This window comes from Veillonella orientalis (genome assembly GCF_018406505.1).
Lineage (GTDB): Bacteria > Bacillota > Negativicutes > Veillonellales > Veillonellaceae > Veillonella > Veillonella nakazawae.
The window spans coordinates 1,932,054-1,958,028 of sequence record NZ_AP022322.1; the positions used below are offsets into that span (position 1 = coordinate 1,932,054).

The following is a 25,975-nucleotide window of genomic DNA, read 5'->3' on the forward strand; positions in this document are numbered from 1 at the left end:
ATACTACTATTTCCATTTCAGTATTAGAAATATGTCATTCTAATGTAGTTCAAATCATATCACAAATTTATCATATTGCAAGCATTTTACAGTATCATTTTTTAGGGTACAAAATATTTTGAAAAAATTTTAATCAGTATTTATCATAATTCTATCACTTTTGATAGTACCTATCATAAATAATTCTACTATTCAAAATATTTGCACCTTTATATAATGAGGTCATCAGCTGAACACAATAACAACCACGAAGTAAACTTTACTAACCTGTATCTAGAAAATAACTTTACTCCATCACATAAATAACTATGCGCTCAATAAAAGAGACTTTCACAAAAAGGAGAATCATCATGAATATTTTAGTAATCGGTGCAAATGGTAATGCAGGTCGTCGTATTGTAGAAAAAGCCCTCAAGGCAGGTCATCAAGTAACAGGCGTTGTTCGCCGTGAAGGCGCTATCGAAGGAATACCAACCATCGTAAAAGATGCGTTACAATTAACAAAACAAGAACTAACTCAATTTGATGTAGTCGTAAATGCTACAAGCGCTTTCACACCAGATACATATCATTTACCAGCAGATTTGACATTATTGCTTGTAAAAGCATTAGCTAACACAAATACGCGCCTCATCGCTATAGGTGGTGCAGGCAGTCTCTATGTAGACGAAGATCACACAGTTCAATTAAATGATACACCAGAGTTTCCAAAAGAATTTTTAGCTCGTTCAAAAACTCATGGTAAGTCTGACGATATCTTGCGTAAATTTAGCAATGTAGACTGGACAATGTTTACCCCACCACCAATCCTAGATGCAGAAGGTCCTGAATCTAATGACTATGTATTAGGTAATGAAAATGTTATCTTAAACAAAGAAGGCAAACCTTATATCTCATATGCTACATTCGCACAAATTCTAGTGGATGAAATCAACAACCACAAGTTTGGGCGTCAACGTTTTACTGCGGTACAAAACTAACAGCCTTTAACCAAAGTTATAATTCAGGTTCCCTGTCGATGACGGGATTTATTTTTGAAGGCAACAACTAGTACAAGTAAATAGCAAGATTATAGCTAAAAACAACTATAAAAGAGCCTCTACGGGCATTCCTTCATCAATAGGGAATCCATAGAGGCTCTTATTTATATATTGAGTTTATACTTAAACAAGTTGATTTACATCATATTTGAAAGCAGCCGTTCTTTCAGCCGCAGTTTTTTGCCATTCTGTAGGTGCTGTACCGTCTTTCTCAAGGAAGAATCCAGAGTCGAGGTAACGAATGATGATGTAGTTGGAATCTTTTTGATCAAAGCCATTACCACGACTGAAGTCAATGCCATGACCTGTATTGCGTGTTACAATGGCTTCCAATAATGGCAACGTAATAGCATTCAACGTGATTTTCATATCAGGAGAATCAAAGATTTTTTTAAGGAAAGAACTAGGCTTTTCTTCCTTGTACACTAAAAGCTTGCTAATCGTGCCATTAGATGCACATACTACGCGACGAATATCTTTAATAGGAATATCTACCTTGCCATTTGAGATGACACCGTTCTTAATAGTAATTTCTCGTTTACCCATAAAGGAAGAGTCTAATGGCAATTGAAGAGTATCTAAGTTCGCAGGAAAATCTGCGGTCAATTTATTTCGAGCAAAGGCTGTAAGAATAGCTTTTATTTCACGAATGTTATGACCAGTGTTAGATTTTGTACGATCTGTATCTAAATCTTGACCTTCTATATTTTTCCAATTATGGTCTCTAAACATAATCGTATAGTTACTATTTGAATTTAGATATCTTGTAAGATATAGCTCATTTACATCTTCAAAATCAATGTCAGTAATAACCTGTCCATTTGCATCTTTGCAAAGTACACCATTGTAACTAATTGTTAAAGTACGATCATTACTTTCAAAAACAACAGGATTTGTGTCGAATACAGAAATCATAGCCCTCTCCTTTTCACGACTCTAAACACAATTACACTTGTGCATATCAAGTGTATTCACGCAAGCATTGATTAAATATATTAATCAAATATTATCAACTTAATCATACACCTTCTATATAAGTTTAAACAACTACTATATTTTTCTCACACTCTATATTCTAAATTATCTGACAAACACTAGATGTTTTACCAATATATTTACAATAGATATATTTACAAAAGATATCAAACAATATCTGTATAAAACAAAAAAGCTGATTCCGAAGAATCAGCTTTTTCTATTTCATTAAAAAGTTTCAAATGAAGTTTTAGCTGAAATTAGATGCTTTCAACAGCAGCGATAGCAGCAACATCTACAACGTCTTGAGCAGAGCAACCACGGGAAAGGTCATGAACTGGTTTAGCCAAACCTTGAATCAATGGGCCAAGAGCGTCAGCGCCGGAGAAGCGTTGTACCAATTTGTAACCAATGTTAGCAGCTTGAAGATCAGGGAAGATCAAGATGTTAGCTTTACCAGCTACGTTGGAGCCAGGAGCTTTCTTTTCTGCTACGGAAGGAACGATGGAAGCGTCCAATTGTAATTCGCCGTCGAATTTGAAGTCAACATTGCGTTCTTTCAAGATGTTAACAGCTTCTACTACTTTGTCTACTTCTGGAGTGGAAGCGGAACCTTTAGTGGAGAAGGACAACATGGATACGCGAGGGTCAGCCATGCCAACAACTTTGCGAGCTTTTTCTACAGTGGATTCTGCGATATCAGCCAATTGTTCGCTAGTTGGGTTAGGCAATACGCCGCAGTCGGAGAATACGAGCATACCGTCGTCGCCATATTCTTTTTTGCTTGTGAACATGAACATGGAAGAAGATACTGTTTTAAGACCTGGTTTAGTACCTACAACTTGTAATGCAGCGCGCAATACGTTTGCAGTTGGGCAAGCAGAACCAGCAACCATGCCATCTACTGCGCCAAGACGAACAAGCATAGCGCCGAAGAATAAGCAGTCACCTTTCATAGTTGCGTCAGCTTTTTCAGGAGTCATACCTTTTTTAGCGCGCAATTCTACGAATGTATCAACCATTTCTTGGTAACGATCGTAGTTAGCTGGATCGATGATTTCAGCACCTTCGATGGATACGCCAACAGCTTTAGCAGCTTCAGCGATTTCAGCAGGATTACCTACCAATACAGGTGTTACGAAACCTTCTTTCAAAATGATTTCAGTTGCTTTCAATACACGTTCATCTTTGTATTCTGGCAACACGATTTTTTTACCTAATGGTTTTACTTGGTCTTTTAATTTTTGAATTAAATCCACGATTTTTGCCTCCTTAACATTGGCTTTATGCCATATCAATACTATTATTATAGCAAGTTAACAGCTCTCTAACAACCATTCTAAAACATTTCGTTGTTGAATTCCGTCATAATTTGCATTTTTATTGAGTTCATCTAAGGTAAGCAAAAACTTAGGATATTGATCATTGATAGCCTCTAGAGGCGCCAGTTCACGATTTAACGTATTTGGATCGAGCACAGTTTCACTAACCTGATAATATTCAGTAATGCCAGCTTTTTCTGCCACAAAATCAATTTCACCCTTAGCTAGTTGACCTACATATACAGTATATCCACGACGTATGAGTTCTAGAAAAACAATATTTTCTAATATATGACCTGTATCGCGGCTTGTATTGCCAACAATCAAATTTCTCAAGGTTACATCAACACTATAATATTTCGCATTAATGCGTAGTAATTCTTTGCCTCGTACATCATAGCGATTCACCTTGTATAGTAATAAACTATCTTGTAACCCTTGTAAATATCGTTCTACCGTTTTATTATCAATCTTTCGGCCAGCACTAACAAGAGATTTAGCTATTTTATTTGGTGAAAGCAAGCTTCCCACATTCGCCATAATATATCGCACAATATCTTGTAAAATCATGACATCATTAATTTTTAATCGAGCTACTACATCATGTAATAACAAGGTATTAAAGAGCCCTCGAAGATATTCTTGAATATCAAAATCTTCGCCACCCAATTGTTGTGTATAAGGGAACGAGCTTTCACGAAGATACGCCTCATAGGCAGGAATCAAAGAGTACTGCTGTTCTTCATATTTGCTAAAGTAAAATTCAGCAAAGGACAGTGGTAACATCTGAATTTCTACATATCGACCAGTCAATAGTGTAGCAATATCAGAAGACATAAAATATGCATTTGAACCTGTAATATAAATATCCGTGTTCTCTTTTACAAATAGGCTATCTACAACACGATGAAATTGATCGACATGTTGAATCTCATCAAGAAAAATATAGTTCATTTGATTAGGCTGCATTTGATTTAATATATATTGATACAGCGCATGATACTCTCGTAAAGGTTCGTATTCTAACTCCTCAAAATTTATAGATATAATCTGTTCCGGTTTTACTCCCTCTGCTAGTAGCTCATCCTTAAACAGACGAAATAATGTCGATTTACCGCAACGACGTATGCCAGAAACGACTTTAATAATAGACCGTTCACGATTCCGTCGTAAAAACTCTATATACCCATGGCGCTGAATCAACTTCATAAGGGCCTCCTCATCTATGTACTTGCTCATAGATGGAACCCAATTACTGTTATTGTCAGTCATCATATCGACTACCTACAAAACTTGGATTCCATTCCAACTTTATACTAATATTACCACAAAGTTGGATTTCATTCCAAAGTTTTATTGTATAGATACATAATTTGGATTTTATTCCTATAATTAATCTAATAAATTGTAATACCTCACCTCTATTTGTTCTTATACCAAGGAAGATATATAGCTTTCATTGAACTCTAAGCCTATAAAACGATACAATAGTAAATAGCAAACACTACTAATCGAAACATTAGCTTCTAATCACAAACACCTATTCAGGAGGACTCATGGCCAATACAGAAACGACGATTAACGCAGTTATCAATCCTCAAAACAACGATACCCCCATCGATATAGAGAAAACGATCAAAGCTTTAGAGCGCAATAAATTCGTAGTTCATTATTTTGAAACGGGCGCCGAAGCCATTGCGTATCTAAAAAATCGCATTCAAAACAAATGTGTAGCCATTGGCGATTCTCGCACTTTATTAGAAATAGGTGTTCATGATGCTTTATCTGAGGTCAACGAGGACATAACAGACATTCAGCGTCCACTGCCTGGTGAAAGCTTTCGCGATACTGCGTTACGCACAATGGGACGCGATGTATTTCTCACCTCGGTAAACGCCCTTTCACAAACGGGAGAGATGGTGAATATCGACGGCACAGGCAATCGTGTGGCAGCCTCTCTATTTGGTTCTCAAGAGGTATTCTTTGTATTAGGAGTTAATAAAATAACGCCTGACTTAGCGTCCGCCATTTATCGAGCACGAAATGTAGCAGCCCCACTTAACAGTAAGAAAAACAAAAAGAGCTCTCTCAATCCGTGTGCTACCTTGGACGAAAAATGCTACGACTGCGGCTCTCCAGATCGTATATGTAATGCCTTAACTATTTACTATAAAAAGATGCGTAACATGCAAACCATGGAGATTATTATCATCAATGAATCCTTAGGCTTCTAATGGTTTGTGGACCATTTAGAAAATCTTGTACGCTCATTTGCCCTAATCCAGATACAACCCTATATATTGTGGACCACCGCGGATCAATAGCACCACTTTCAAGATCACTTATATAAGATTGAGCTAGACCTGATTTATCTGCTAATTGATACTGTGTCATACCCAATTGTCTACGCCAAAGTAAAATTAATACTCCTAGCTTGTGAACTTCTTGTCGAACCTGTATATCACGACAACATAGGATAGAATTCATAAGCAACCTCTATCTACTTTCACACTCAACACATGGTTATGCCTTTACTATACGTCTAGCCCAAGGCCGTGACTAGTAGCAGTTGAAATGCGATAACAGAAAAGCCTCCATAAAAACTAAGGCATAAATTAGTTCTATCGAGGCTTTTTTCTTTGCATATTAAGTTATGTCCGATTTCATCAATTCGTGGAATTTTAGTATATCTAGAGATAATTAAGACTAAAAATACAGGTATTGTAATCGATAAGCTCAGGTTTTATAAGCATTTATCGTAATTTCTATACATTATCTATGCAGGAAACATAAATTTGAATTCTAATATCACACTAGATTAGCCTACATCATAATAGGTATATATACATGACCTTCCACTTTGACCGTAAACTGAAACCAATAATAAAATACTATTAAAACACTTAAAACACTATAATAATCAAATCCTTATAGTAAAAAGAGGCCTATGCTAAGTATAGGCCTCTTTGATTATCTCTATAAGATTATTGATTAGCACTTTCTTGAGCTTTTTTGATTTCCATGTATTTAACCATGCCATCAACAGCTTTTTTAGCTTCGCGCATAGCGAGTACTACTGTAGCAGGTTTATGTACAACGTCACCGCCAGCAAAGACGCCAGCGCGATTAGTCATGCCATATGGATCTTCAGATGTAATGATATAGCCTTTTTCATCTACTTTCAAGTTATTACCTTCGCCGATAAGACGTGCATTTGGTTTGTGACCAGCAGCGATAATAATTTTATCTACAGGCATAACTTGGAAGTTACCAGTACCATGGATACCAGCACCATCTTCGTTAAGAGCCATCACTTCGTATTTGAAGCCTTCTACCTTGTCTTTACCTTCTACGCCTACTGGAGAAGCGAACCATTGGAATTGAACGCCTTCGGCACGTGCTTCTTCGTATTCAGACAACAATGCTGGCATTTGTTCTTGGCTACGACGGTACGCTACCGTTACGGCTTCACAGCCTAAACGTACGCATGTACGTGCCGCATCCATCGCTACGTTACCACCGCCGATGATGATAACACGGTCGCCTTTTTTAACAGGGATTTGAGCTTCATCAAGCTCGCCATTTTCTACTAATTGTACATTCGTCAACAAGTACATTGCTTGGAATACACCGTGCACTTCATCGTTTTCCATGCGTACTTCTTGAGGAATATGTGTACCAGTACCGATAAAGATGGAGTCAAAACCTTCTGCGAAGAGTTCATCCAATGTTTTATCTTGACCGATAAATGTATTACATACGAATTTAACGCCTAAACCTTCAAGACGTGCGATTTCACGACGTACAACGGATTTAGACAAACGGAATTCAGGAATACCGAATAAAAGTACACCACCTGGTTCAGATTGGCCTTCAAATACAGTTACATCATAACCAAGTTTAGCGATATCGCCGGCTACGGACAAGCCTGCAGGACCGGAACCTACAACGGCAACCTTACCAAGATCTTGTTTGATTTTCTTAGGTTTGCGAAGTTCATTGATGCTTTCAAAATCAGCAGCAAAGCGTTCCAATTTACCGATATTAATAGGCGGTTTCTTCGCCTTATTCATGATACAGTTACCTTCGCATTGGTTTTCGCGTGGACATACGCGGCCACAAATGGATGGCAAGTTTGTACGTTCTGCCAAGATATCGTTGGCTAAACCGAAGTTACCGTGTGCAATAGCTTGGATAAAACGAGGGATTTCGTTTTCAATAGGGCAACCCATACGGCACAATGGTTTTGGACAATTCAGACAACGTTTCGCCTCAGCGAGCGCTTCCTCCATTGTATAATCCGCATCAAAATGTAGTGGTTTTAATTCGTTACTCATGGCACATGCCTCCTAACAAGGATCCAGTACTATACTTATACAGCGTTGCATGTACCTGAGCAATCCGATGAGCCCTCTCACATAGGGATGCCGCCACATGCTGCTAAGATTTATCTTTTGTAACCATTCGATAGACGTGTGGTCACTGGTCAGACACACACTATTCTATAGTATATTCTAAATTGTGAAAGTCCCAACAGTCAAGCAAATATAGCACCTTTTGTATACCAATATAGCCCCTATTCATGCAAGGATTGCATAGAAAAAGAAGATACTGTAACAGCCATTCTTAAGGGTATATTTACATATATATCCATGCATGTATACTGATAATAGATAGAGTAATTAATTTCCACCACATTAACATACACGTATAGAGGTTCACTATGAACACAATAGACTTTACTAAAACATACTATATAGATCGCCGCGGTTCCCATTCTCGCAAATGGGACGGCGAGCACTTAAAATTTTGCCGCATCGATTTATTACCCCTATGGGTAGCAGATATGGATTTTATGCCACCTCAGTGCATACAAGAGGCTATTTGTACCTATGTAAAAGCCCAACCTTTAGGCTATACCATGACAAATCCCAAGTATCTTAAAGCAGTCATAGATTGGTATAAGCGGCGCCACAACTGTATAATTTCTAAAGACTGGCTCACCAGCGCTCCAAATGTCATTACAGGCATTATGTGGTGTATTGGGGCTTTCACAAAACCAAATGATGCCATTGCCGTTCTAAGTCCTGTGTACGGCGCCTTTGATACGAGCGCTAGCGATGCACAGCGTCAGATCATCGCTATTCCTATGAAACGCAGTGACGATAATCGCTATACCGTAGATTACGAGGCCTTTGAAACGGCGATTACCATGCACGATGTTAAACTGTTCATTCACTGCAATCCTCATAATCCTGTAGGTCACGTATGGACAGAAAATGAGATGGCTCGGTTATTTAGCATTTGTGAGCGACATAAGGTGCTCATCATCAGCGACGAAATCCATCAGGACCTCATTACAGATTCAACACCATTTACATCGGCTCTAACAGTAGCTAGCGGCGCCTATGCCGATAATATTATTGCTATGTCTTCCCTGTCCAAATCGTTTAATATGGCTAGTTTGCATCATGCAGAGGTTATCATTCCAAACGAAAAGCTGAGAGACCAATTCAACTTCTATAAAGCCCATGTATACCATACGGACTCCGATGTTATTGCTGAAACGGCCATCACTGTAGCCTACACACATCCAGAGTCGGAGGCATGGCTCACAGATGTACTGACTGTTATACGTGAAAATTATGAATATCTGTGCAGAGAGCTTTGTACGGCATTACCACAAATCCGCATCAGCCCTATGGACGGCACCTATTTAGCATGGATTGATTTTGGTGCCTATGTTAAGGCTGAAGATATGCACGACTTATTCGAAAATAAATGCCGCATTGCACCAAGCTTTGGCGAATGGTTTGGCGGCAAAAACTACGCCACCTTTGTACGCCTAAACTTGGCTACTAGCCTTGAAAATATTAAGACTGCTACCCATAATATTATCAAGTACGTACGCCCTTAATAGGAGCCTCTCATCAAGAAATACATTAATCATATTAAAGAATTCATTTCGTACAAATAAAACAATAAAAGAGGCTGCTCTAGCATCATTCAATGTTAGAGTAGCCTCTTTGTATTATAAGTTTATACTACATGTGGATAGTACAGTTCACACATGTTTGTATTCTAATTTCACCGTATTGCACGATTGGCGTTACATAGGATTTTATTTAATTCTTTCAAAATGTTCCTTTGCAAATTGCATGTCTTGTACGAGTTCTAATGTACCAATATAGTTATTGTTTTGATCGCGTACAGCCATGTAGTTTACATAGAATGGACGACCTTGTTTTTCAAGCCATACTGCCACATTATCGCGGTCACCTTTACGGAAAGAGTCGATAATACCACGTACAATCGGTTCTACCTTTGGCGGATGACAGGAATACACGTCGCGGCCAATTGCTGTAGTAGGACGTTTGAATACCTTTTCACCATCGTTGAAGTAACGGTTAATATCTTCATGGTCAACGAAGGTTACCTCCATTGGCATTGTATTGAGCATAGCATCTAGTTGGTCTACAGTTAAAGTACCACCAATTAAACCGATAGCATTATTATCACCACTTGATTTTGTAGTTTGCGCAGCTAATGCGGCATCAGCTTCTGGCCAAGCAATGCGTGTTACCCCAAAGATGTCTTCATACTGCGCTGTATCTTTGTAAATTTGATACCAATCTTCTTTGCTGAAGTTTTCTGCACAGATTGGGAACAAGATATTTTGTTCTTTGTAGATCATTTCTTGAGCACGTGTAAGAAGCTCATCAAAACGTCTATACCAATCATCTACACTTTGGCTAGATTTTGCTAAATCACCTAATTGGTCACGAATATCGCCATCAACAGTCCACATAACCATGGATGGACCACCAATTGCATAATCCACTTTCAATTTTGGATATAATAAATCGCCTTTTTTAGCATAGTGAACAGATAGTTGACGCACTGTATTCACATCATCATAAGTGGCAGTTTTGTCTGCTACTTTTGGACGAATAGCCTCAATCAACTCGTCGAGCGCTTTATTTTCTTCTGTTAATCGGTTTAATGGATGACCTGCAGTCTCTACCAAACCCACAACGCTCTTGCTCTTTTCTTGAGCTTCTAGAACCGCTTCTACCTTAGCATGTTCTGCATCCATTTGTTCATGAATGGTGGAACCATGGAACAATGCAGAGTGAAGGTCACATAATTGTTGTACCTCTTCTAGAGGTGTACCTTCACGCATAAGACCCTGTTCAGCTTTCATGATTTCACTAGCCTCAACATGTTTGAATTGGCTCGCAAAGTCTTCACGAACAGCACCAAGCTCTTCCCCAGTACCTAACCGTTTCAAGAAGCCTTTCAATTGCTCTACACGTTCGCTATCTGTAACAGTGTCCTCTACATTAGATTCTACATTTTTAGTAGCATTAGCTTCTGCAATGTCATTAGCATTAGATGCCTCTGTGTGAGTAGTAGCTGCCTCTGCAGGAGCACCCTTAGCAGATGCATCATCACCATGTAGATTTGGCATTTCACCTTCCAAGGTAAAACCAGCTTTCATGAATGCGCTCACGATATCGATCATGGATACGCCCTTCATCTTAGCCCCTTTTGGGATGGTCATAATTTTACCAACAGAGTTCAACATCACTTTATTAGTGATTTCGCTGAACCCTAAACTTTTCATAATCTCTGTTACTTCAGGATATTCTGTTACCAAATCATATACAGATTTGGACAAATCTAATTTCTTTTCCATTTTGATCCCCTCGTGTCAAAAATATTGTTTATTACTTATGTGAGTAGCCCTCTATACGTACCACTGTGTATACAAGGCAATATATACTGTGAAAGGTTTATCTAACATAACCTATGACCCTATGATAAACGATATCGATTATAAAATCTGTATCCATGGCTATACTTTTGAAAGTTCTTTCTAAAAATATCAACATTTTTATATAAAAATAACGGATAGATAATACATCCCCAGTCAAGCATGGCGGAGAATATATGAACTATCCGTTATCTATTAAAAATATATATCTAGTTTTTAGAGAGATGAAAGTTCTGAGAGATTTATTAGTTTTGAAAGGTTTGGTATTTTAAGAGAGTTAGTAAAATGAGAGATTTATATATTTCTGAGATCAACTAGTTTGAGAGATATACAGTGTTAAAAGCTATCTTATTGATGATGAGGTTTCAATGCTTTTTCGTAGTTTTCAGAAACCTTATCCCAGTTAATAATGCGGAAGAATTCCTTGATATAGTCTGGGCGACGGTTTTGGTAGTGCAAGTAGTATGCATGTTCCCAAACGTCTAAGCAAAGGATTGCTGTTTTACCTTCTAATAGAGGGTTATCTTGGTTCGCAGTAGATGTCACTTCGAGTTTACCATCTTTGTTTACCACAAGCCATGCCCAACCAGAGCCGAAGCGTGTTGCTGCTGCAGCGGAGAAACTTTCAACAAAAGCATCATAGCCGCCGAGTTCAGCGTCGATAGCCTCTTTCAAAAGGCCTTCCAACTTAGACATATCTGGTTTTGTCATGATATCCCAGAACATAGTGTGGTTCTTGTGACCGCCACCGTTGTTGATAACTGCTTGACGGATGTCCTCTGGCACATTAGCGATATCGCCGAGGATGCAGTCTACACAGCCATAAGCAAGATCAGGATATTTTGCGATAGCAGCGTTCAAATTATTAACATACGCTTGATGGTGCTTATCATGGTGCAATTTCATTGTTTCTGCATCGATAACAGGCTCAAGATAATCGTAAGCATACGGTAATGGTGCAAGTTCGAAAGGTTTCATAATAGTCCTCCTTAAATATAGGGCACGAACGATTTTAAATACTAGGTATCGTTCTTGTGAAAGCGTTTCGATGCACCTGCATCTTTATTTTATTTAATTGATATGAATTATCATTATTTATTGTACATTGTATATAGAAAATCGTCAATATGATTTCCCATGTAAAAAGGCTATAGAATAACCTATAGCCTTTACATAAGTTAATCAATATACGATTTGAATACATCCATACTAAAGGTACGTTATACACCCTTGTACTTCAAACTAATACAGTTGCAACAAGCTCGATTAGTCAATGATACACTGACACATTTTCATTGTTGTTAATGCTGCTTGATGAGATTCTTCCGTAACGCCAGCACAGCAGCTAGAATCTACGTAAACAGGGATTTCTGGCAAACCTGCTTTCAGTATAATCGCATTAGAAACAACGCAAATATCAGTACATAAACCAACGAGCGTAATAGACTCAATAGGATTTACCGAGTTCATGCCTTCCAAACGGGATAATAATTCAAAGGATCCAAAGTTTGGCTTATCGATAAAGGATACAGGGCTCATGACAGGACGCCCTTCTGCAGCTTCGATTAAGCTCGGCACAATATGCCATCCCTCTGTATTCTTCACGCAATGTGTAACAGGCAAGAACTTGCCCTCTTGGCTTTCAAGATAATTAGTATCATGCGTATCGCGCGTAAAAATAATAGGCCCGTCATGGTTCTCAATTTTTTGGCGCACATTATCTACGATTAACTGTGCTTGAGCTGAGCCAAGGGCACCATCTACGAAGTCTTTTTGCATATCAATAACAACTAGAACCTTTTGCATAGTTCCTCCTGTATATAACCTACCAGTAATAAATTATTTATTCACTATACTAGTTATACTCTTTATACTCAATGACATCAATACTAGAAATTTATTCTTTTTCCTCAGCTAACGCATGACGTACGCGGTGTGGCTCATTATGAGCTAGCTTTCCTGCTGCAGCGGCCGCCACGGCACCTACAAGATCATCGAGGAATGTATTACAGTGACCGCCCTCTTCACTATCTAGCTTCTTAATAATACCTGGCTTTACCTTATCTAAATAGCCATAGTTCGTAAAGCCTATAGAGCCATACAGATTAACGATGGAAAAGGCTAGAATCTCATCGATACCATAGAGGCTTTCATCATTAGCCACGATGCGTTGCAAAGGCTGAGACAATTTATTTTGTTCCGTTAACTTGTCGAGTTCAATACCCGTAATTATCGCATTGTGGACCTCTCGTTTTGAAAGCACGGATGCCACATGCTCACGACACTCTTCAATCTTTAAATTCGGCATATACGGTTTTTGAACGTATAAAACGAGCTCTGCAATATCCTCTACCGTAACGCCACGCTCCGCCAATAGATCATAAGTATATTGCTCTAAATCTTTTGTAGATTCCATAAGTGCTCCTTTATGTTTTCTTAGACTTATCACCGGATAGCATAACAATACTAACTGGAATGGTTATCACCAATTCTTCCTCTGTATCGACATGCTTTGTATTCCAAGCCGCTTCTTTGGCAGCCTCTTCAAAGATAGGGTAAGCCTCTCGATCTAATTTCCAATTATTAGGCCCTGCTTCAACAGCCACAATATTACCCTTATCATCGGTCTTAATCTCCACTGGAACAATCAAGGTACCGTCAGCACTCGTTTTGAAAGCCTCACTAGGAATGATGACATTATAAGAGATTTGTTGCTGTAATTCATAGGTACGCTTATCTGTAGGCTTTAAATCAGCCGCCAAAGAACTAACAGTTCCTATCGTAGACGCCAATAAGGCTAGTAACACAACACGTTTTAACATAGTTTCCTCTCGACTAAATACTCTCACGCTACACGCAGTATACGTTGATTATACCACGAAAAAATCCCTACCGATGCATAATCAGTAGGGATTTATTTATAGTTAGATTTTCTTAACCATTTCGGATTTCAAGGCCATTGCACCGAAACCATCGATTTTGCAATCGATATCGTGGCCATCACTGGCACCAGTGATGAGGCGAATATTCTTTACGCGCGTACCTTGTTTCAAGATGCCCGCACCTTTTACCTTGAGGTCTTTTACAACAACAACTGTATCGCCATCAGCTAGCTCGTTGCCGTTAGCATCGCGAATGATACCTGCTTCAGCTGCAGCTTGCGCGTCAGCCGCTGTCCATTCATTGCCACACATAGGACAGATAAACATATGACCATCTTCATATGTGTACTCGTCGCCACACTTAGGGCAGTTAGGTAAATTTGCCATTTAGATCTCCTTTTCTCACTACATAATGAAAGTATTATACCATACCTTAGAAGCCGAGCTCTATATTGATATGATGACCATTGGCTTCATATTGATACAAAGGCTATATAATATCTACAATAAAAAACCTAATCAATCTCATTTCTCTTTATTAAAGTTTCATACAACTCTAACTTATCTTCTAAATTATTCTTATAGCCTTCCAATCGTTTGATTTCGGCCTCAATAAATCGATAGTGTTCCTGTAACAGTGTCATTCTTTCATGGACCGTATGAGATCCGGCATACCGTAAGTCCGCATATCGCTTGATATTCGCAAGCGGCATTCCCATATCTTTCAAACGTTTAATAAACTGCACAAAGCCTACGTCCTCCGCATGATAATTGCGAATGCCGTTCTGTCGCTCGATGTGAAGGAACCCTTGATCCTCATAATATCGCAATGTAGAAATAGACAGCCCTACCAATTTTGAAAATTCACCGATTTTCATACTTTCACCACCTTGACCTCAAGTATACTCGAGCATATATCATACGTCTAGACGGAGGTAATAATTATGAAAGAAACACGTTTTAACATCGGTATGAACACATTGAAACAAATTGACGGGCTGCACGGCGAGGAGGTGTATAACACAATTCAAGAGATTTCACCGGCCATAGCCGATTTATTGGTCGAGCTGTTCGGCGACATCTACACGCGCCCCAACCTGGATTTCAAGGAACGGGAACTGATTACGCTCGCATCCCTATTAACGCTGGGCGGTTGCGAGGCACAGCTGAAAGTACACACCAATGCGGCACTCAATGTCGGTATTGCGCCCGAGCAAATCGTAGAGGTCTGTACCCACTGCATCCCCTATGCGGGATTTCCACGCGTGCTGAACGCACTGTTCACGGTGAAAGCGGTCTTTGAAGAACGAAACATACTGTAATTAAGGAACGACAGTAATAAAAATCTATTAATAAATATTAGTCTATTTAAAACTAACAAAGGGAGACTCTTGATAAAGTCTCCCTTTTATTCGTGTAAAAGTTGTACGAAATTAATTCGTATTTTTCAATATTCAAAATCCGCTATATACTAATAACGAAAGAGCCATTAACGTGAGTTAGGTTCATCTCCGTCTTTTCGAGGGAGGTGACATTATGACTGTATACGAAGCATTATCATTAATGATTTTATTCGCTACCCTCGTAGTGTTAATTCTTAAAAAGTAACTAGTAAATAGTTACAAAATAAGATAAACCTAACGTTTAAGACTAAGTACTGCAATACTTAGACACGTTAGGTTTATCAAATTCGTAATTCTTTGATGAGCCTAACGCCTAGAACACGTTAACTGGCTCTTTTGTACTTATAGTATAGTCTGAATTCTAGAGGCTGTCAATTTACATCGTCCTTATAGGATATTATAAAATGAAATAGAATATAAATAACAAGCTATTCTTTAACACCAATCATACCAAATCAACTAAACATCTACAATCCTTGCAGAAGTTGTAAATAATCTTGCCGTTGACTAAATATATTATATATACGCACTTCTTTTTCATCATCAAAGACACGATATAAAATAATATTTTTATTAATAATCAACATTCGATAGTTTTTATTACGTAAAACAGTATGTCTTGGAATCGTGCCCATATAAGGATTATCCGCTAATAAAAGGATTCTATCCTTAATATCTTGATAAACAGACTTGGCAATTTCATTGGAAAAAGATTGCTTTACATGCAGAACAATATGATGCAATGCCTGATCGGCCTGTGCCATAATAATGATACGATAAGCAGTGTCTTCCATAACTATTCGGCCTCAGCTAACAACGCTTCTATGCTGATAAAAGTATCCTCAATAGGACCCATTCTACCTTTTCGTTCGTCTTCCTCAGCCAATGCAATAGCCTCTAATAATTCGATCTGTGCTTTCAATTTATTATAGGTTTCATATCCCATACATACCGTATCACCACGACCATTTACCGTCATAATACAAGCTTCGTCCCCTGTTTTCAAAACTGTAGAGATTTCATTATATTTATTTCTTAAATCCGACGATGGTCGGATACTTTCACGTAATAACCCCATAAAAGCACCTCCTCATATACAAATTATATCATAATTTGTATATGAATTGTGAATCACTAATCCTATCCTAATCGTTTACGCAAGATAGCATAGAGAATCATACTAACAATAACGCTCATAACGGCTTGAATGGTATTGGTCACAATACTAGCAATGGCTACGCCTGGATCGAATACAAAGTATTCAGCGATGAAGTAGCCTGCTACGATGATAATGCCACCTACAATGGTTGCCACCAAGGCAGAGGTAGTTGTCTTATTGTTATAGACAGTACCGACAAGATAGCCTTCAATGCCTTTCACCACAAAGGTGATTGGTACAAAGACTACGTAGCCGAGAAACAAATCAGCTAGCGCCGGGCCGATAGCACCAATATAGGCGCCATATTTTCGACCTAATAATAGAGCTGACGTCATAATAACGACATCTCCTACATTGAAATAGCCGCGAATGCCAGGTACTGGAATTTTTGTGTACATGGTAAACAGTGTTGCGAGGGCAATCAATACGGCTGTGAGTACTAACGCGGACGTAGTACTGCGGTTTTGAACGTGTTGCATAGCGTCCTCCTTATAAAAATAGACATGTGACTATATCCATCACATGCCTATACTATATACCTTTATGGTAACACCTGCAAATACATAGAATTAAATATAAAAAATACTATTAACAGTACTCTTCAAAACGTTCCTCTACATTGTAGAGAACCTCGCAATCACAACCGCCACCTTCGTTGATAATCCAGTCTAGTACGCTTTCAACATCTACCTTTTGTTTTTCTAAAAACTCTCTTGTGAAAGTCAGACTATGATCGCAACCGTCATTTTTTTCTAATTTCTCGTCTACATAATCAAAGAGATTCCAAAATAATTCTTCGTCCATAGGTAAACTATCTTTAAAATTCTGTTTTTCTTTAGCTTTATAGCCTTTCAATAATTCCTTTTTACGCGCTTTATCCATTATGATTACTCCCTTTTATGTCTTATAAGTTATAGCTCATGACTTATATCTCAAGCCTTATTTCTCATATAATTCCGGTCGTTCTAATACAGTGCCATACTTCAACTTTGGTAGTTTAATTAATTGAGGGTACAACTGCTTAACCTCTTTACAAGATTTTAACGTAAGATGTTCTAGATTATTGAGTTCTAAAATGGGAGAGTAGTCTTTATCTATCACCTTTGCCGTTAAAAAGCTAAAAAAACGCAACTGTTTCATATGGCGTAAAAATCCTAATGATTGAACCTTAAGAATTTTGGGCGATGCAAAATCACCTTCTAAGGCGAGACTTTCAAGATGTTTTAGATTAGCTAATGGCGTATAATCATCAATTTGTTGAAAGTTTTCAATCGACAGCGCTACTAAATTTACTAATCTGGAAATAGGATCTAAGCTCGATACACTTCTTCCGGACCCAATATGTAGGTATTCTAGTTCTTGTAAGTTCTCTAATTTTGAAATATCTGGATAAACGCCCCATTTTATATGTAATTTTTTGAGTCTCTGTTGGGCACACACCGCATCAAATAACTCCTGTGGCATTCTTGTACAAAACATGAGCTCTGTAAAATTATCTGGATGTTCAACTAAAAAATCACACCACTCCTGTAAAATGCGTTTCTTATCTTTAGCAGAATAGTCTTCATCTAGCTGTGTGCAATTAATCATCAGCTTGTCTTCACCATCATATTCAGAAACCTCAACCACAGATTTTAGCTGTGTCTCATCCTTATGATAGTAGTCAAAGCCATATTTAATTTGCTTTTCCGTTAACACTGCCATTTACAATTCCTCATCTTCGTCAGTCCTATAATTAATTTATCTATAACCAGAGCCATGACCAACAGATTATAACGGGCCTAACAAATTGATACGAGCACATGCCCCTTCGCTTCTAGCACTTTTTTATAGAACACCTTCATCTGCTCGAAATCATGAAGAAGTTCATCTTTGATTTCTTCCTCTTCCTCTTCATAATCCCAAATATTTGGGTAAAGCTCTGCCTCTTTGCAGGCTGCCATATCAAAAGATTCGAGAGCTGCTTCCATGTCAAACTGTTCTAGAGCCGCCACGATATCTGCTAACTTATCGTGTTCGGTATACGCTAAGTAATCCGATATTTCTTCAACAGCTGTTATGCCAAGCACAGCTTGACTAAGAGGGTTATTATCATCCTTATGGTCCGTTCCTACGCCAGTTAGCACAAAGTGAAGTACATCCCACATCTTGTCGATATCAAGCAATAATTCATCATCGTCATTCCACTCTTCAACGCTCTCAAGAATTTCCTCTTCTTCTGAGCCCATGGCTTTAAGCTCTTTTAAATTTACATCGCTTAAACAGCTATAATTGGCAATTAGTCCCATAATTAAATCCTTTCATAAACTCTTCTAACCATTAGAAAAATAAATTTTCCGATTCTGTAATACTTCCATCATCTTCATGGAAATAGCAGGTATATACAGGTTCACGATGCGCCGCATCATAGAATTTCTGTAATACAAGTGAAAGTTTCATGTCTATTGGCATATGTAAAGCTTTCACAATGGGTTCCCATAGTTCCATTGGCGAATAAGAGATAATCTGAGACTGCTTATTCTGACCATATTCTTCAAGTACTGCCGCATCAGAATACTTACTTGAGTCACAGTAATCATGCCAACAAATACTAAAAACGATTAAGTGAAATAAATCGTCTATACTTTCAGCTAAACGGCCAGCGGCACCCTCGCTACTCCAATACCCTATGGATCCGTCCTCCAATAGATGATATTCACCGCCAGCGCCATCTACAGCAAATGCCATACCGGGCACAGAGAACGTGCAGCGACCTTCAGCCGTATCTCGTTCCTCCAACGCATCTAGCAAGCGAAAATCAAATAGTGTATCAAAATTTTCAGCTAACTTGGCATCATTTCGCAATATATCTAAATAACCCATCTTACACGCTCCTATTAGCAGAAATTATTCCTAGCAATTTAGCCTCTCCTTCATCAGATGTATCTAATAGCGGAATAGCTAACAAAAGTGCTTGCAAGGAGTAATAATAAAAGCTAAAGAATAAATCATCAGGGAATACGTCCTCTTCCTCATATCTAAGAACATCTTCGTCTTCATCATATTCTTCCGACCAAAGGTATTCTTCGTTGAGCATATCTTCAAAGTTCGGCAATGGATCTGCATGCTCTAGCATAAGACCATCTCGAATGCACTCAGCAATCACAACAAACAACTCAACCAATTGTTCTGCTAAATACTGAGCCACCTCATTATGAGCGCTCTCTTCCTGAGCTTTCTTAAAAATACGGAGCAAGAAAATCATGGCAAATGGTGTAGCATGCCACAACGTCGATTGATGCTCAATATTCTGTGCTAACGCCTCACCAGCCGCATCAACAGTTTCCATGCTTTCCATGTTCCACAACACATCAAGTTCTGTAGGAAAGTCTGTAGCACGGCCATAGGTTGTGGTTAACCGATGCCACGGTATATCACTGACTTTTACCGTTTCTATATATTGTTTCGTCATAGTATCCATTATAGTTATACCTTTATATATACGCCCATATAGAAACGCCTTCGGCCAATGATTATTTCTCAATAACCGCTTTCACCAATTCATAGGTATCTATAAGGCGAAGTCTACCTATTCTTGGCTCGTCTGTAATCTCCTCATAGATATCCTCAAGCGTTCTTCTTGGTGCTAGTGTCCATAATTTACACGGATATAGTTCAACTGTCCCGATAATTTCCAAATTATCCAGTAACAAGCCTAAGTCCTTATGATTAAACCAACAATCTGTATCGATACCAAAATTTGTATTATCTTTCCGGCATGCGATTTTGCTATTTAAAAATTGCTCCATCGTTGGTTTTTCTTCTTGTAAAAGCCGCGTACAGGCTAAATGATATTCGATTTTCCGCGGCGATTGATCCACGTCAGAGACGAATATAGCACCATACTTGTTTTCAAACTTAACAGCTAATACGTCCCCCATCTTAAAATGAGGTTCTCTCTTCGTTTTAGCTTTACGAACCTTAACAGGCTTCGGATTTTCGCTCTGTAGCTGCAGGGCTAACTTATCTAATACCTTTTGACGCTGTTTAAGGGCCTTATCATCGATTTCTAGCCAAAACTCATGAGGACCCTGAGCGATTATATCTAAGGCTTTCTGTTTAATGTCATCTGTTAGATGCCCTATCTTCCACAACGAATAAGCCACAGCAGTCCAATAAATCTCTGTGTAAAACTCATCAATGCAAAAATTTTGTTCTTCACTTAAGATTTCAGAAATTATGGTATCAACACTGACGCCATCCTTGTACCGCTCAACAATGGCATTATAAATATCATGACCGTCATCACTATCTATGATTTTCACACCGTCAATTGCCATATGAATCTCCTCTAGGACTCTCGTAATGCCAGTAGTGCAAATACTTCGTCCATATCAAGATTAAACATGTTACTTTCAAGATTGATAGGTTCAAAATAGTAACGAACTGTATCTGCCCCAAATTCATCGTTTAATTTAGCCCATTCTGCCCCTGAAAGCACGGTAAACCCAAGCGTATCGTTTCCAAGGCTTTCAGTAAACCAGCGTACCTCATAATCAGGTTTAACAAATTCGTTGAAGTATTTGATCGTTACATCCCGCTCTTTCTCATCACCGTAAGGAATTAAGAGTTCTTTATCGCCCTTTTGTAACACAATATCGTCACCATAGGACTTGCCATTACTAACGGTTTGAATGTCGATAGGTTCATCCATCATATCATTGAAATAGTTCACCACATCTTCGTCATCCTCGCGCCAATCAATCCAGATAATAGCTTCAGAATCAAATAAATCAACTAAATCCATATCATGACTAAAGAAATCTTTAACTAATGTATACATATCTTCCATGGTCTCTCTCCTGCATATCACTTATATTTTTAGGTAGAATACAACACCAGTATCACCACTTTAATACAACTCTATAAGGTTTCATAAATCACATCTTGTTGAACCGTAAAGTTTTCATCAAAAGAAACCAAAACATATAGATGTCCTGCTGGGGATTCTCCCACATCATAGCCTAGTGCAAATGCATCGTAACAACCTGATTTATCTAACATTATATCCGTTAGCATCAGTACAACAGACTCTTCTTGCGGTATTTCCTGTTGTATGAGTTCCTGTGCTAGTTGATCTAATTCATCTAATTCAACAGATAATTGTTTCCACATTGGTAGTGAAAGCACCTCAACCTCAGTATAACTGGTGCAACTAATATTAAATTTTTGAAAGGCTTGTCCTACCTTCTCTAAACAATTAGTGCCCAATCTGCGAGATACAAAGTAAACGCCATACGGTTCTTCAGACCAGCTTTCAACATTCCATAATGTCATTAATTCCGATTTTCTCATTAGGATGCTCCATTAATTGATTATCCTGCAATATCCGCATCAGTAGGATTTCCATCTGCATCAATATGAGCTATGATGCAGTGCCCCCAGAAGATATCGTCATCGTCATAATAGACCTCTATGGTGCCATCATTGCGAAACGCCAATTCTCCCATCGTAATACGCTTAGCAAATACGTCTGACGTAATCGGATCTTGGTCGTCATTGTCGAGCCAATAATTAGCGAGTTCTAACAAGGTCTCACTAATATAGGTACTAATTCGTTGTTCAAATGCTTTGAAATTATCGATTGTATTGAAAGTAGCCAATGCTACGGTACAGCTTTCATCAGAACCCTCATCCACATCAAGGGTGAATGCATAATCATCAATTCTGGCTGTGTAATATTGATACTCTCGATTTAACAGGAAATCACCCCTATCAGTATGAAGGTATTTAGGGGTTTTCAAATAAGCCGACAAGGCCTCTAACTCACTATGTTTAGCATGTTCCTCTAACACCTCAAGCACATAATAGCGATTATTCCAAGAAGGACGCATATAGCCCAAGTCCTCTAAAGGCTTTGCTTTCTTAACCAACAATTTGTAAACGCCATGGGGCTCAAAAGAATAACCCCATCTATCGTCAAGGCCCTCAATAATCCACGTCAAAATGCCTTCGCTACGGTCAAGCATACCAGTTCGAGTATCTAGGATAGCATCGGTGTCCACCAGTGGTCTATGGTACTTCTCTAAATAAGGACTAGCCCCATTCGCATCACTGCGTGGTAATGCATAAATTTCAAACTCTTCCGATTCAAACTCTGCTTCATATTCTGGTAGACGTACAATACTCATATGACTCTCTCCTATTTATCTCACATACAAGCAAATATATAACTAGTCTATAGCCTAACATCATCATAATCGCTCAGCTACATCGATTCTATGTAATAATTCTTTCGCTAGTTCTTTGGCTGTTTTAAATTCCTCATTTGAAAGCACCATAAGTACAAAGCTATCGGTTCCTGTGTCCATGCCTGCTAACGTATAGTTTTCCCACGTAGAATTAAGACTAGCACACCAGTCCATAATAACTTGATCTTCATCTAATGCTGCTGTATCAATAGTTAGATTTTCTCTAGTATCTAAAGACTTATTACGTATTAACTTCTGTACATGATAAATAAAATCCTCTAGTTCACATTTACAGTCTAACTCTACGGCATATCCTTTAGAGAGTAGTTCCTCATAGAAGTTCCACCAGCTATCTTCCAATTCTTCCAGGGAGCTCAACTTTACCTTGGTCATAAACGATTTAGCTTGTTTTGCATCGCCTAGCAACAACGTTGCTAATTCTGTAAATGTAGATCGCATCTGATCAATATCTAGATACACTGCTTCTACACATGAACTACAATCAGGTACTCTGCGTTTTTTCATAAAAGCCCGCATCATCTTCACTGCGTCAGGATAACTTACATCAGCCATACGATAGGTCTTGCCATCTATATCTAAGAATAAATCTACTGCATCCTGCGTTTTACCTACACGTGCTTTCATAGCTGTACATCCATCGATGGCATGAGGTGGGTATAACTCCATGTACATATAAAATCCATCATGCATAGCCTTTAAGGTATTATCTATTCCGACTATATTAAAACCGTTTCCATTAGAACCAGGGCTCTTCAAGCGCCATTCTTCGAAATTATCAAATAGTTTTTCTTGAATCCAATTGTAAAAGCTCATATACACTCTCCCCCATATACTGTTGCTTACATATAATGTTTAGCTGACTATGTAACTAATATGTAACCGAATATGTAACTGAATATATATCTTAATTATATCATTATTAAGGAATACTTATAATAAAAGCATAGGATAAAAAAACTCCTACAAGAGAAACCTTGTAGGAGTTTTGATTATATTATTTAGATTCTAATTTAGCTGCTAATTCACTATATTTTTGTGCTAGTTCATTATACTTTTCAGCTAAGTCTTTCATATCTTTCTTAAGTTGTGCAGCGTCTTCAGTAGTTACCTCTTCAGAGCTTTTACCAAATTTGAAATTAGCACCTAAGCTAATAGAATTACGGCCGTTACCAACGGTAGTAGCCGCATTAAACATTGTGTTTTTATTAGGGCGATAGAACGCACCTAACGCCGCTGCATTAGCATTTTTATAGTTACCAAAGCCAACGGAGTAGGACCATTTATCATGTTTATCGAAATCTAATGGATGCAAGCCAGCGAGTGCTGCAGAAGCCGCTGCTACGCTAGATACTTGTTGATCAGTGTAGGATTTAGCTTCATTTAAGCTATTAGCGCCACCATTAACAATACGATTATTTAATGTATTAATATCGCCTTCTATAGTAGTGATACGGTTTTCATGATTATCTACCACGTCTTTAATGGCATGTAATTGGGACCCATTGACTGCATCAGTAGAGGTTGCAGATACACGGCCTGCTGCTACATTTGTAATGGTACGTTCTGCACCACTATCACCAATACTCAATGTACCAACCGCATTTCCTCCAGCAAAACTATATGTTCTGCCGCCGATTATACCGGAACTAGTAGATACAGCTGTATCAGTAACAGACTTAGCACCTAACGCGATACTATTATCTGTAGCAGCCTTCGCATTTGTACCAATAGCGATGGAATTTTCATTAAGAGCTTTAGCTGCATTGCCTATTGCTGTAGCATTCTTGCCAGAAGCCTCTGCGACAAAACCAATAGCATTGGATGCAAAGCCTGTCGCTTTAGAGAGGCCAATCGCATTAGCGGCTCTGCCGGACGCTACGGAAGACACACCAAGTGCTGTAGAATATGTATCAGATGCTTGCGCATTATCACCGATAGCAGTGGATTGAGCACCAGTTGCTTTGGAAATAGTACCTACTGCAGTACCACCCCAGCCAGTTGCTACAGAGTCAGTACCGATGGATACGGCTAATTCATCAGCCGTCGTATTTCTACCAATTACAATACTACCTGCCTTAGCAATATTAGCTGCTTTACCGATAGCAATAGAATCAACGCCATCTACAGTCGCATTCGTACCGATAGCGATGCCATTTTCCTTTGTTGTAGTTGCGCTATGACCGATTGCTAAAGAGTCCTTTTCTGCTGCGTTAGCTAATGTACCAGCAGCAAAGGCACTTTTACCAGCACTAGTAGAATAGTTGCCTAATGCTACAGAGTCCTCATTAGAAGCTGCAGTTTTAAAGCCCAATGCGGTAGAATACGCACCGCTAGCATTTGCATAAGATCCCACTGCAGTTGTATTCATAGCAGTTGCTTCCGAATTGAAACCAAATGCAGAGGACTGATTACCAGAACCTGTGGAGCTATAACCTACTGCTGTAGCGTAATCATTTTTTGCTTTTGCATTATAGCCAATCGCTGTGCCCATAATGTTATTGGCCTTTGCATTATTACCAATAGCAACTGTATTTAGAGCAGTTGCTTCTGCTTTACGACCAATGGCATACGCATCATCGCTTGTTGCTTTCGCAGTATCACCAAAGGCGATAGCATTATTGCCTTGCACCTTAGCACCAGTACCACCTACCAAAGCATTATTACCTTTAATGGTATTATTCTTACCTAAAGCCACAGAGTCATGTCCGTCAATACTATTATATGAACCAACTAATAAAGAATTAATTGCATTGTCATTATTGGCATGGCCAAAGCCGCCTACGATATTATTAGTACCACCAACAGTATTGCTAGTACCTACTACCAAGCTGTGAGTAGCAGAGTTTGTATTATACCAACCTGCTACGATACTCCCTGGGCCAGATACAGTATTATTAGTACCAGAGGTGATAGTATCATTAGCGGAAGGTCGAACGGTATTCTTGTCGCCACCAAGCAATATATTTTTTACAGGGGAGAACATACCCTGCTCAACTTTATTATCCCCACCATAAGCAATAGAATTTTTCATGCTTAGTGGCGCAGCAGTTGTAGCACTAATATCTAAATTGGATGCTGCAAACGCTGTTGTAGTAATACCTGCGGTAATCATAGCCGTTAACAGTAATTCTTTTTTCATTTCGTTTCCCCCTTTTAAGACAACACA

At 38.6% G+C, this 25,975-nt stretch carries 31 protein-coding genes; 5 read left to right on the plus strand and 26 right to left on the minus strand.

What is annotated here, in order from left to right:
• The first annotated feature begins 350 nt into the window (after nt 1-350).
• Nucleotides 351-980: an NAD(P)-dependent oxidoreductase gene (locus VEIS1202513_RS08925; RefSeq protein ID WP_213467346.1), complete on the plus strand. Its 630-nt coding sequence runs from the start codon at nt 351-353 to the stop codon at nt 978-980.
• Between the two features lie 183 nt (nt 981-1,163).
• Here the strand turns inward: VEIS1202513_RS08925 and VEIS1202513_RS08930 are convergent, their stop codons facing one another.
• From VEIS1202513_RS08930 to VEIS1202513_RS08940, 3 genes are all read right to left on the minus strand, one after another.
• Entirely contained in the window at nt 1,164-1,955 is a 792-nt protein-coding gene (locus tag VEIS1202513_RS08930; protein ID WP_213467347.1) for an HAD hydrolase family protein, read from the minus strand.
• 320 nt (nt 1,956-2,275) lie between these two features.
• Entirely contained in the window at nt 2,276-3,274 is a 999-nt protein-coding gene (gene pta, locus VEIS1202513_RS08935; protein ID WP_008602113.1) for a phosphate acetyltransferase, read from the minus strand.
• A 57-nt stretch (nt 3,275-3,331) separates the two neighbouring features.
• A complete protein-coding gene (locus VEIS1202513_RS08940; protein ID WP_195186237.1) occupies nt 3,332-4,546 on the minus strand; it encodes an ATP-binding protein in 1,215 nt (404 codons plus the stop codon).
• Nucleotides 4,547-4,893: 347 nt separating this feature from the next.
• Between VEIS1202513_RS08940 and VEIS1202513_RS08945 the strand changes: the two genes are divergently transcribed.
• Nucleotides 4,894-5,571, plus strand: a complete 678-nt coding sequence (locus VEIS1202513_RS08945; protein WP_213467348.1) for a lactate utilization protein — start codon at nt 4,894-4,896, stop codon at nt 5,569-5,571.
• On the opposite strand, the gene VEIS1202513_RS08950 is transcribed toward VEIS1202513_RS08945, so the two are convergent.
• Entirely contained in the window at nt 5,549-5,824 is a 276-nt protein-coding gene (locus VEIS1202513_RS08950; RefSeq protein ID WP_213467349.1) for a helix-turn-helix domain-containing protein, read from the minus strand. The two genes, VEIS1202513_RS08945 and VEIS1202513_RS08950, sit on opposite strands and share 23 nt — an antisense overlap.
• 497 nt (nt 5,825-6,321) lie before the next feature.
• The gene (locus VEIS1202513_RS08955) at nt 6,322-7,674 is read right to left on the minus strand and encodes an NAD(P)-dependent oxidoreductase (RefSeq protein ID WP_213467350.1); all 1,353 of its coding nucleotides are present in this window, start codon (nt 7,672-7,674) and stop codon (nt 6,322-6,324) included.
• Nucleotides 7,675-8,060: 386 nt separating this feature from the next.
• Between VEIS1202513_RS08955 and VEIS1202513_RS08960 the strand changes: the two genes are divergently transcribed.
• Nucleotides 8,061-9,254, plus strand: a complete 1,194-nt coding sequence (locus VEIS1202513_RS08960; protein ID WP_213467351.1) for a MalY/PatB family protein — start codon at nt 8,061-8,063, stop codon at nt 9,252-9,254.
• Nucleotides 9,255-9,458: 204 nt separating this feature from the next.
• Here VEIS1202513_RS08960 and VEIS1202513_RS08965 read toward each other — a convergent pair whose 3' ends face one another.
• From VEIS1202513_RS08965 to VEIS1202513_RS08995, 7 genes are all read right to left on the minus strand, one after another.
• Nucleotides 9,459-11,036: a DUF438 domain-containing protein gene (locus VEIS1202513_RS08965; protein WP_213467352.1), complete on the minus strand. Its 1,578-nt coding sequence runs from the start codon at nt 11,034-11,036 to the stop codon at nt 9,459-9,461.
• 426 nt (nt 11,037-11,462) lie between these two features.
• Nucleotides 11,463-12,092, minus strand: coding sequence for a superoxide dismutase (locus VEIS1202513_RS08970; RefSeq protein WP_213467353.1), 630 nt, complete (start codon nt 12,090-12,092; stop codon nt 11,463-11,465).
• 288 nt (nt 12,093-12,380) lie between these two features.
• A complete protein-coding gene (locus VEIS1202513_RS08975) occupies nt 12,381-12,920 on the minus strand; it encodes a cysteine hydrolase family protein (protein ID WP_213467354.1) in 540 nt (179 codons plus the stop codon).
• Between the two features lie 91 nt (nt 12,921-13,011).
• The gene (locus tag VEIS1202513_RS08980) at nt 13,012-13,530 is read right to left on the minus strand and encodes a phosphatidylglycerophosphatase A family protein (RefSeq protein ID WP_213467355.1); all 519 of its coding nucleotides are present in this window, start codon (nt 13,528-13,530) and stop codon (nt 13,012-13,014) included.
• A gap of 10 nt (nt 13,531-13,540) precedes the next feature.
• A complete protein-coding gene (locus VEIS1202513_RS08985) occupies nt 13,541-13,936 on the minus strand; it encodes a hypothetical protein (protein WP_213467356.1) in 396 nt (131 codons plus the stop codon).
• A gap of 102 nt (nt 13,937-14,038) precedes the next feature.
• A complete protein-coding gene (locus VEIS1202513_RS08990) occupies nt 14,039-14,383 on the minus strand; it encodes a zinc ribbon domain-containing protein YjdM (RefSeq protein ID WP_060923753.1) in 345 nt (114 codons plus the stop codon).
• A gap of 128 nt (nt 14,384-14,511) precedes the next feature.
• On the minus strand, nt 14,512-14,874 hold the full coding sequence (locus VEIS1202513_RS08995; protein WP_213467357.1) for a MerR family transcriptional regulator: 363 nt from the start codon (nt 14,872-14,874) through the stop codon (nt 14,512-14,514).
• Between the two features lie 66 nt (nt 14,875-14,940).
• On the opposite strand from VEIS1202513_RS08995, the gene VEIS1202513_RS09000 reads away from it, so the two are divergent.
• Complete coding sequence (locus VEIS1202513_RS09000; RefSeq protein WP_038141050.1) at nt 14,941-15,318, plus strand: carboxymuconolactone decarboxylase family protein; 378 nt, start codon at nt 14,941-14,943, stop codon at nt 15,316-15,318.
• Nucleotides 15,319-15,532: 214 nt separating this feature from the next.
• Nucleotides 15,533-15,604, plus strand: coding sequence for a putative holin-like toxin (locus VEIS1202513_RS09005; RefSeq protein WP_219565824.1), 72 nt, complete (start codon nt 15,533-15,535; stop codon nt 15,602-15,604).
• A gap of 262 nt (nt 15,605-15,866) precedes the next feature.
• Here the strand turns inward: VEIS1202513_RS09005 and VEIS1202513_RS09010 are convergent, their stop codons facing one another.
• From VEIS1202513_RS09010 to VEIS1202513_RS09075, 14 genes are all read right to left on the minus strand, one after another.
• On the minus strand, nt 15,867-16,193 hold the full coding sequence (locus VEIS1202513_RS09010; protein WP_105093714.1) for a type II toxin-antitoxin system RelE/ParE family toxin: 327 nt from the start codon (nt 16,191-16,193) through the stop codon (nt 15,867-15,869).
• A gap of 2 nt (nt 16,194-16,195) precedes the next feature.
• Nucleotides 16,196-16,477 carry a type II toxin-antitoxin system Phd/YefM family antitoxin gene (locus VEIS1202513_RS09015; RefSeq protein WP_105093715.1) on the minus strand — a complete coding sequence of 94 codons (282 nt, stop codon included), beginning with the start codon at nt 16,475-16,477 and terminating at the stop codon, nt 16,196-16,198.
• Nucleotides 16,478-16,539: 62 nt separating this feature from the next.
• Nucleotides 16,540-17,037, minus strand: coding sequence for an ECF transporter S component (locus tag VEIS1202513_RS09020; RefSeq protein WP_105093716.1), 498 nt, complete (start codon nt 17,035-17,037; stop codon nt 16,540-16,542).
• A gap of 109 nt (nt 17,038-17,146) precedes the next feature.
• Nucleotides 17,147-17,440, minus strand: coding sequence for a DUF2695 domain-containing protein (locus tag VEIS1202513_RS09025; RefSeq protein WP_213467358.1), 294 nt, complete (start codon nt 17,438-17,440; stop codon nt 17,147-17,149).
• 57 nt (nt 17,441-17,497) lie between these two features.
• Entirely contained in the window at nt 17,498-18,262 is a 765-nt protein-coding gene (locus VEIS1202513_RS09030; protein WP_213467359.1) for a leucine-rich repeat domain-containing protein, read from the minus strand.
• A gap of 77 nt (nt 18,263-18,339) precedes the next feature.
• A complete protein-coding gene (locus tag VEIS1202513_RS09035; RefSeq protein ID WP_213467360.1) occupies nt 18,340-18,846 on the minus strand; it encodes a YfbM family protein in 507 nt (168 codons plus the stop codon).
• 31 nt (nt 18,847-18,877) lie between these two features.
• Complete coding sequence (locus VEIS1202513_RS09040; protein ID WP_156719889.1) at nt 18,878-19,420, minus strand: hypothetical protein; 543 nt, start codon at nt 19,418-19,420, stop codon at nt 18,878-18,880.
• A gap of 1 nt (nt 19,421) precedes the next feature.
• Nucleotides 19,422-20,018 carry a hypothetical protein gene (locus VEIS1202513_RS09045; protein WP_213467361.1) on the minus strand — a complete coding sequence of 199 codons (597 nt, stop codon included), beginning with the start codon at nt 20,016-20,018 and terminating at the stop codon, nt 19,422-19,424.
• Nucleotides 20,019-20,070: 52 nt separating this feature from the next.
• Complete coding sequence (locus VEIS1202513_RS09050) at nt 20,071-20,877, minus strand: hypothetical protein (RefSeq protein WP_213467362.1); 807 nt, start codon at nt 20,875-20,877, stop codon at nt 20,071-20,073.
• An 11-nt stretch (nt 20,878-20,888) separates the two neighbouring features.
• Entirely contained in the window at nt 20,889-21,389 is a 501-nt protein-coding gene (locus VEIS1202513_RS09055; protein WP_178885820.1) for a hypothetical protein, read from the minus strand.
• 71 nt (nt 21,390-21,460) lie between these two features.
• Nucleotides 21,461-21,892 (minus strand): hypothetical protein, encoded by a 432-nt coding sequence (locus VEIS1202513_RS09060; protein WP_213467363.1) that lies wholly within the window; start codon nt 21,890-21,892, stop codon nt 21,461-21,463.
• 20 nt (nt 21,893-21,912) lie between these two features.
• Nucleotides 21,913-22,728, minus strand: a complete 816-nt coding sequence (locus VEIS1202513_RS09065; RefSeq protein WP_156719884.1) for a DUF2262 domain-containing protein — start codon at nt 22,726-22,728, stop codon at nt 21,913-21,915.
• 63 nt (nt 22,729-22,791) lie between these two features.
• On the minus strand, nt 22,792-23,622 hold the full coding sequence (locus VEIS1202513_RS09070) for a DUF6630 family protein (protein ID WP_156719883.1): 831 nt from the start codon (nt 23,620-23,622) through the stop codon (nt 22,792-22,794).
• A 181-nt stretch (nt 23,623-23,803) separates the two neighbouring features.
• Nucleotides 23,804-25,948: a YadA-like family protein gene (locus VEIS1202513_RS09075; protein ID WP_213467364.1), complete on the minus strand. Its 2,145-nt coding sequence runs from the start codon at nt 25,946-25,948 to the stop codon at nt 23,804-23,806.
• Nucleotides 25,949-25,975 lie beyond the last annotated feature (27 nt).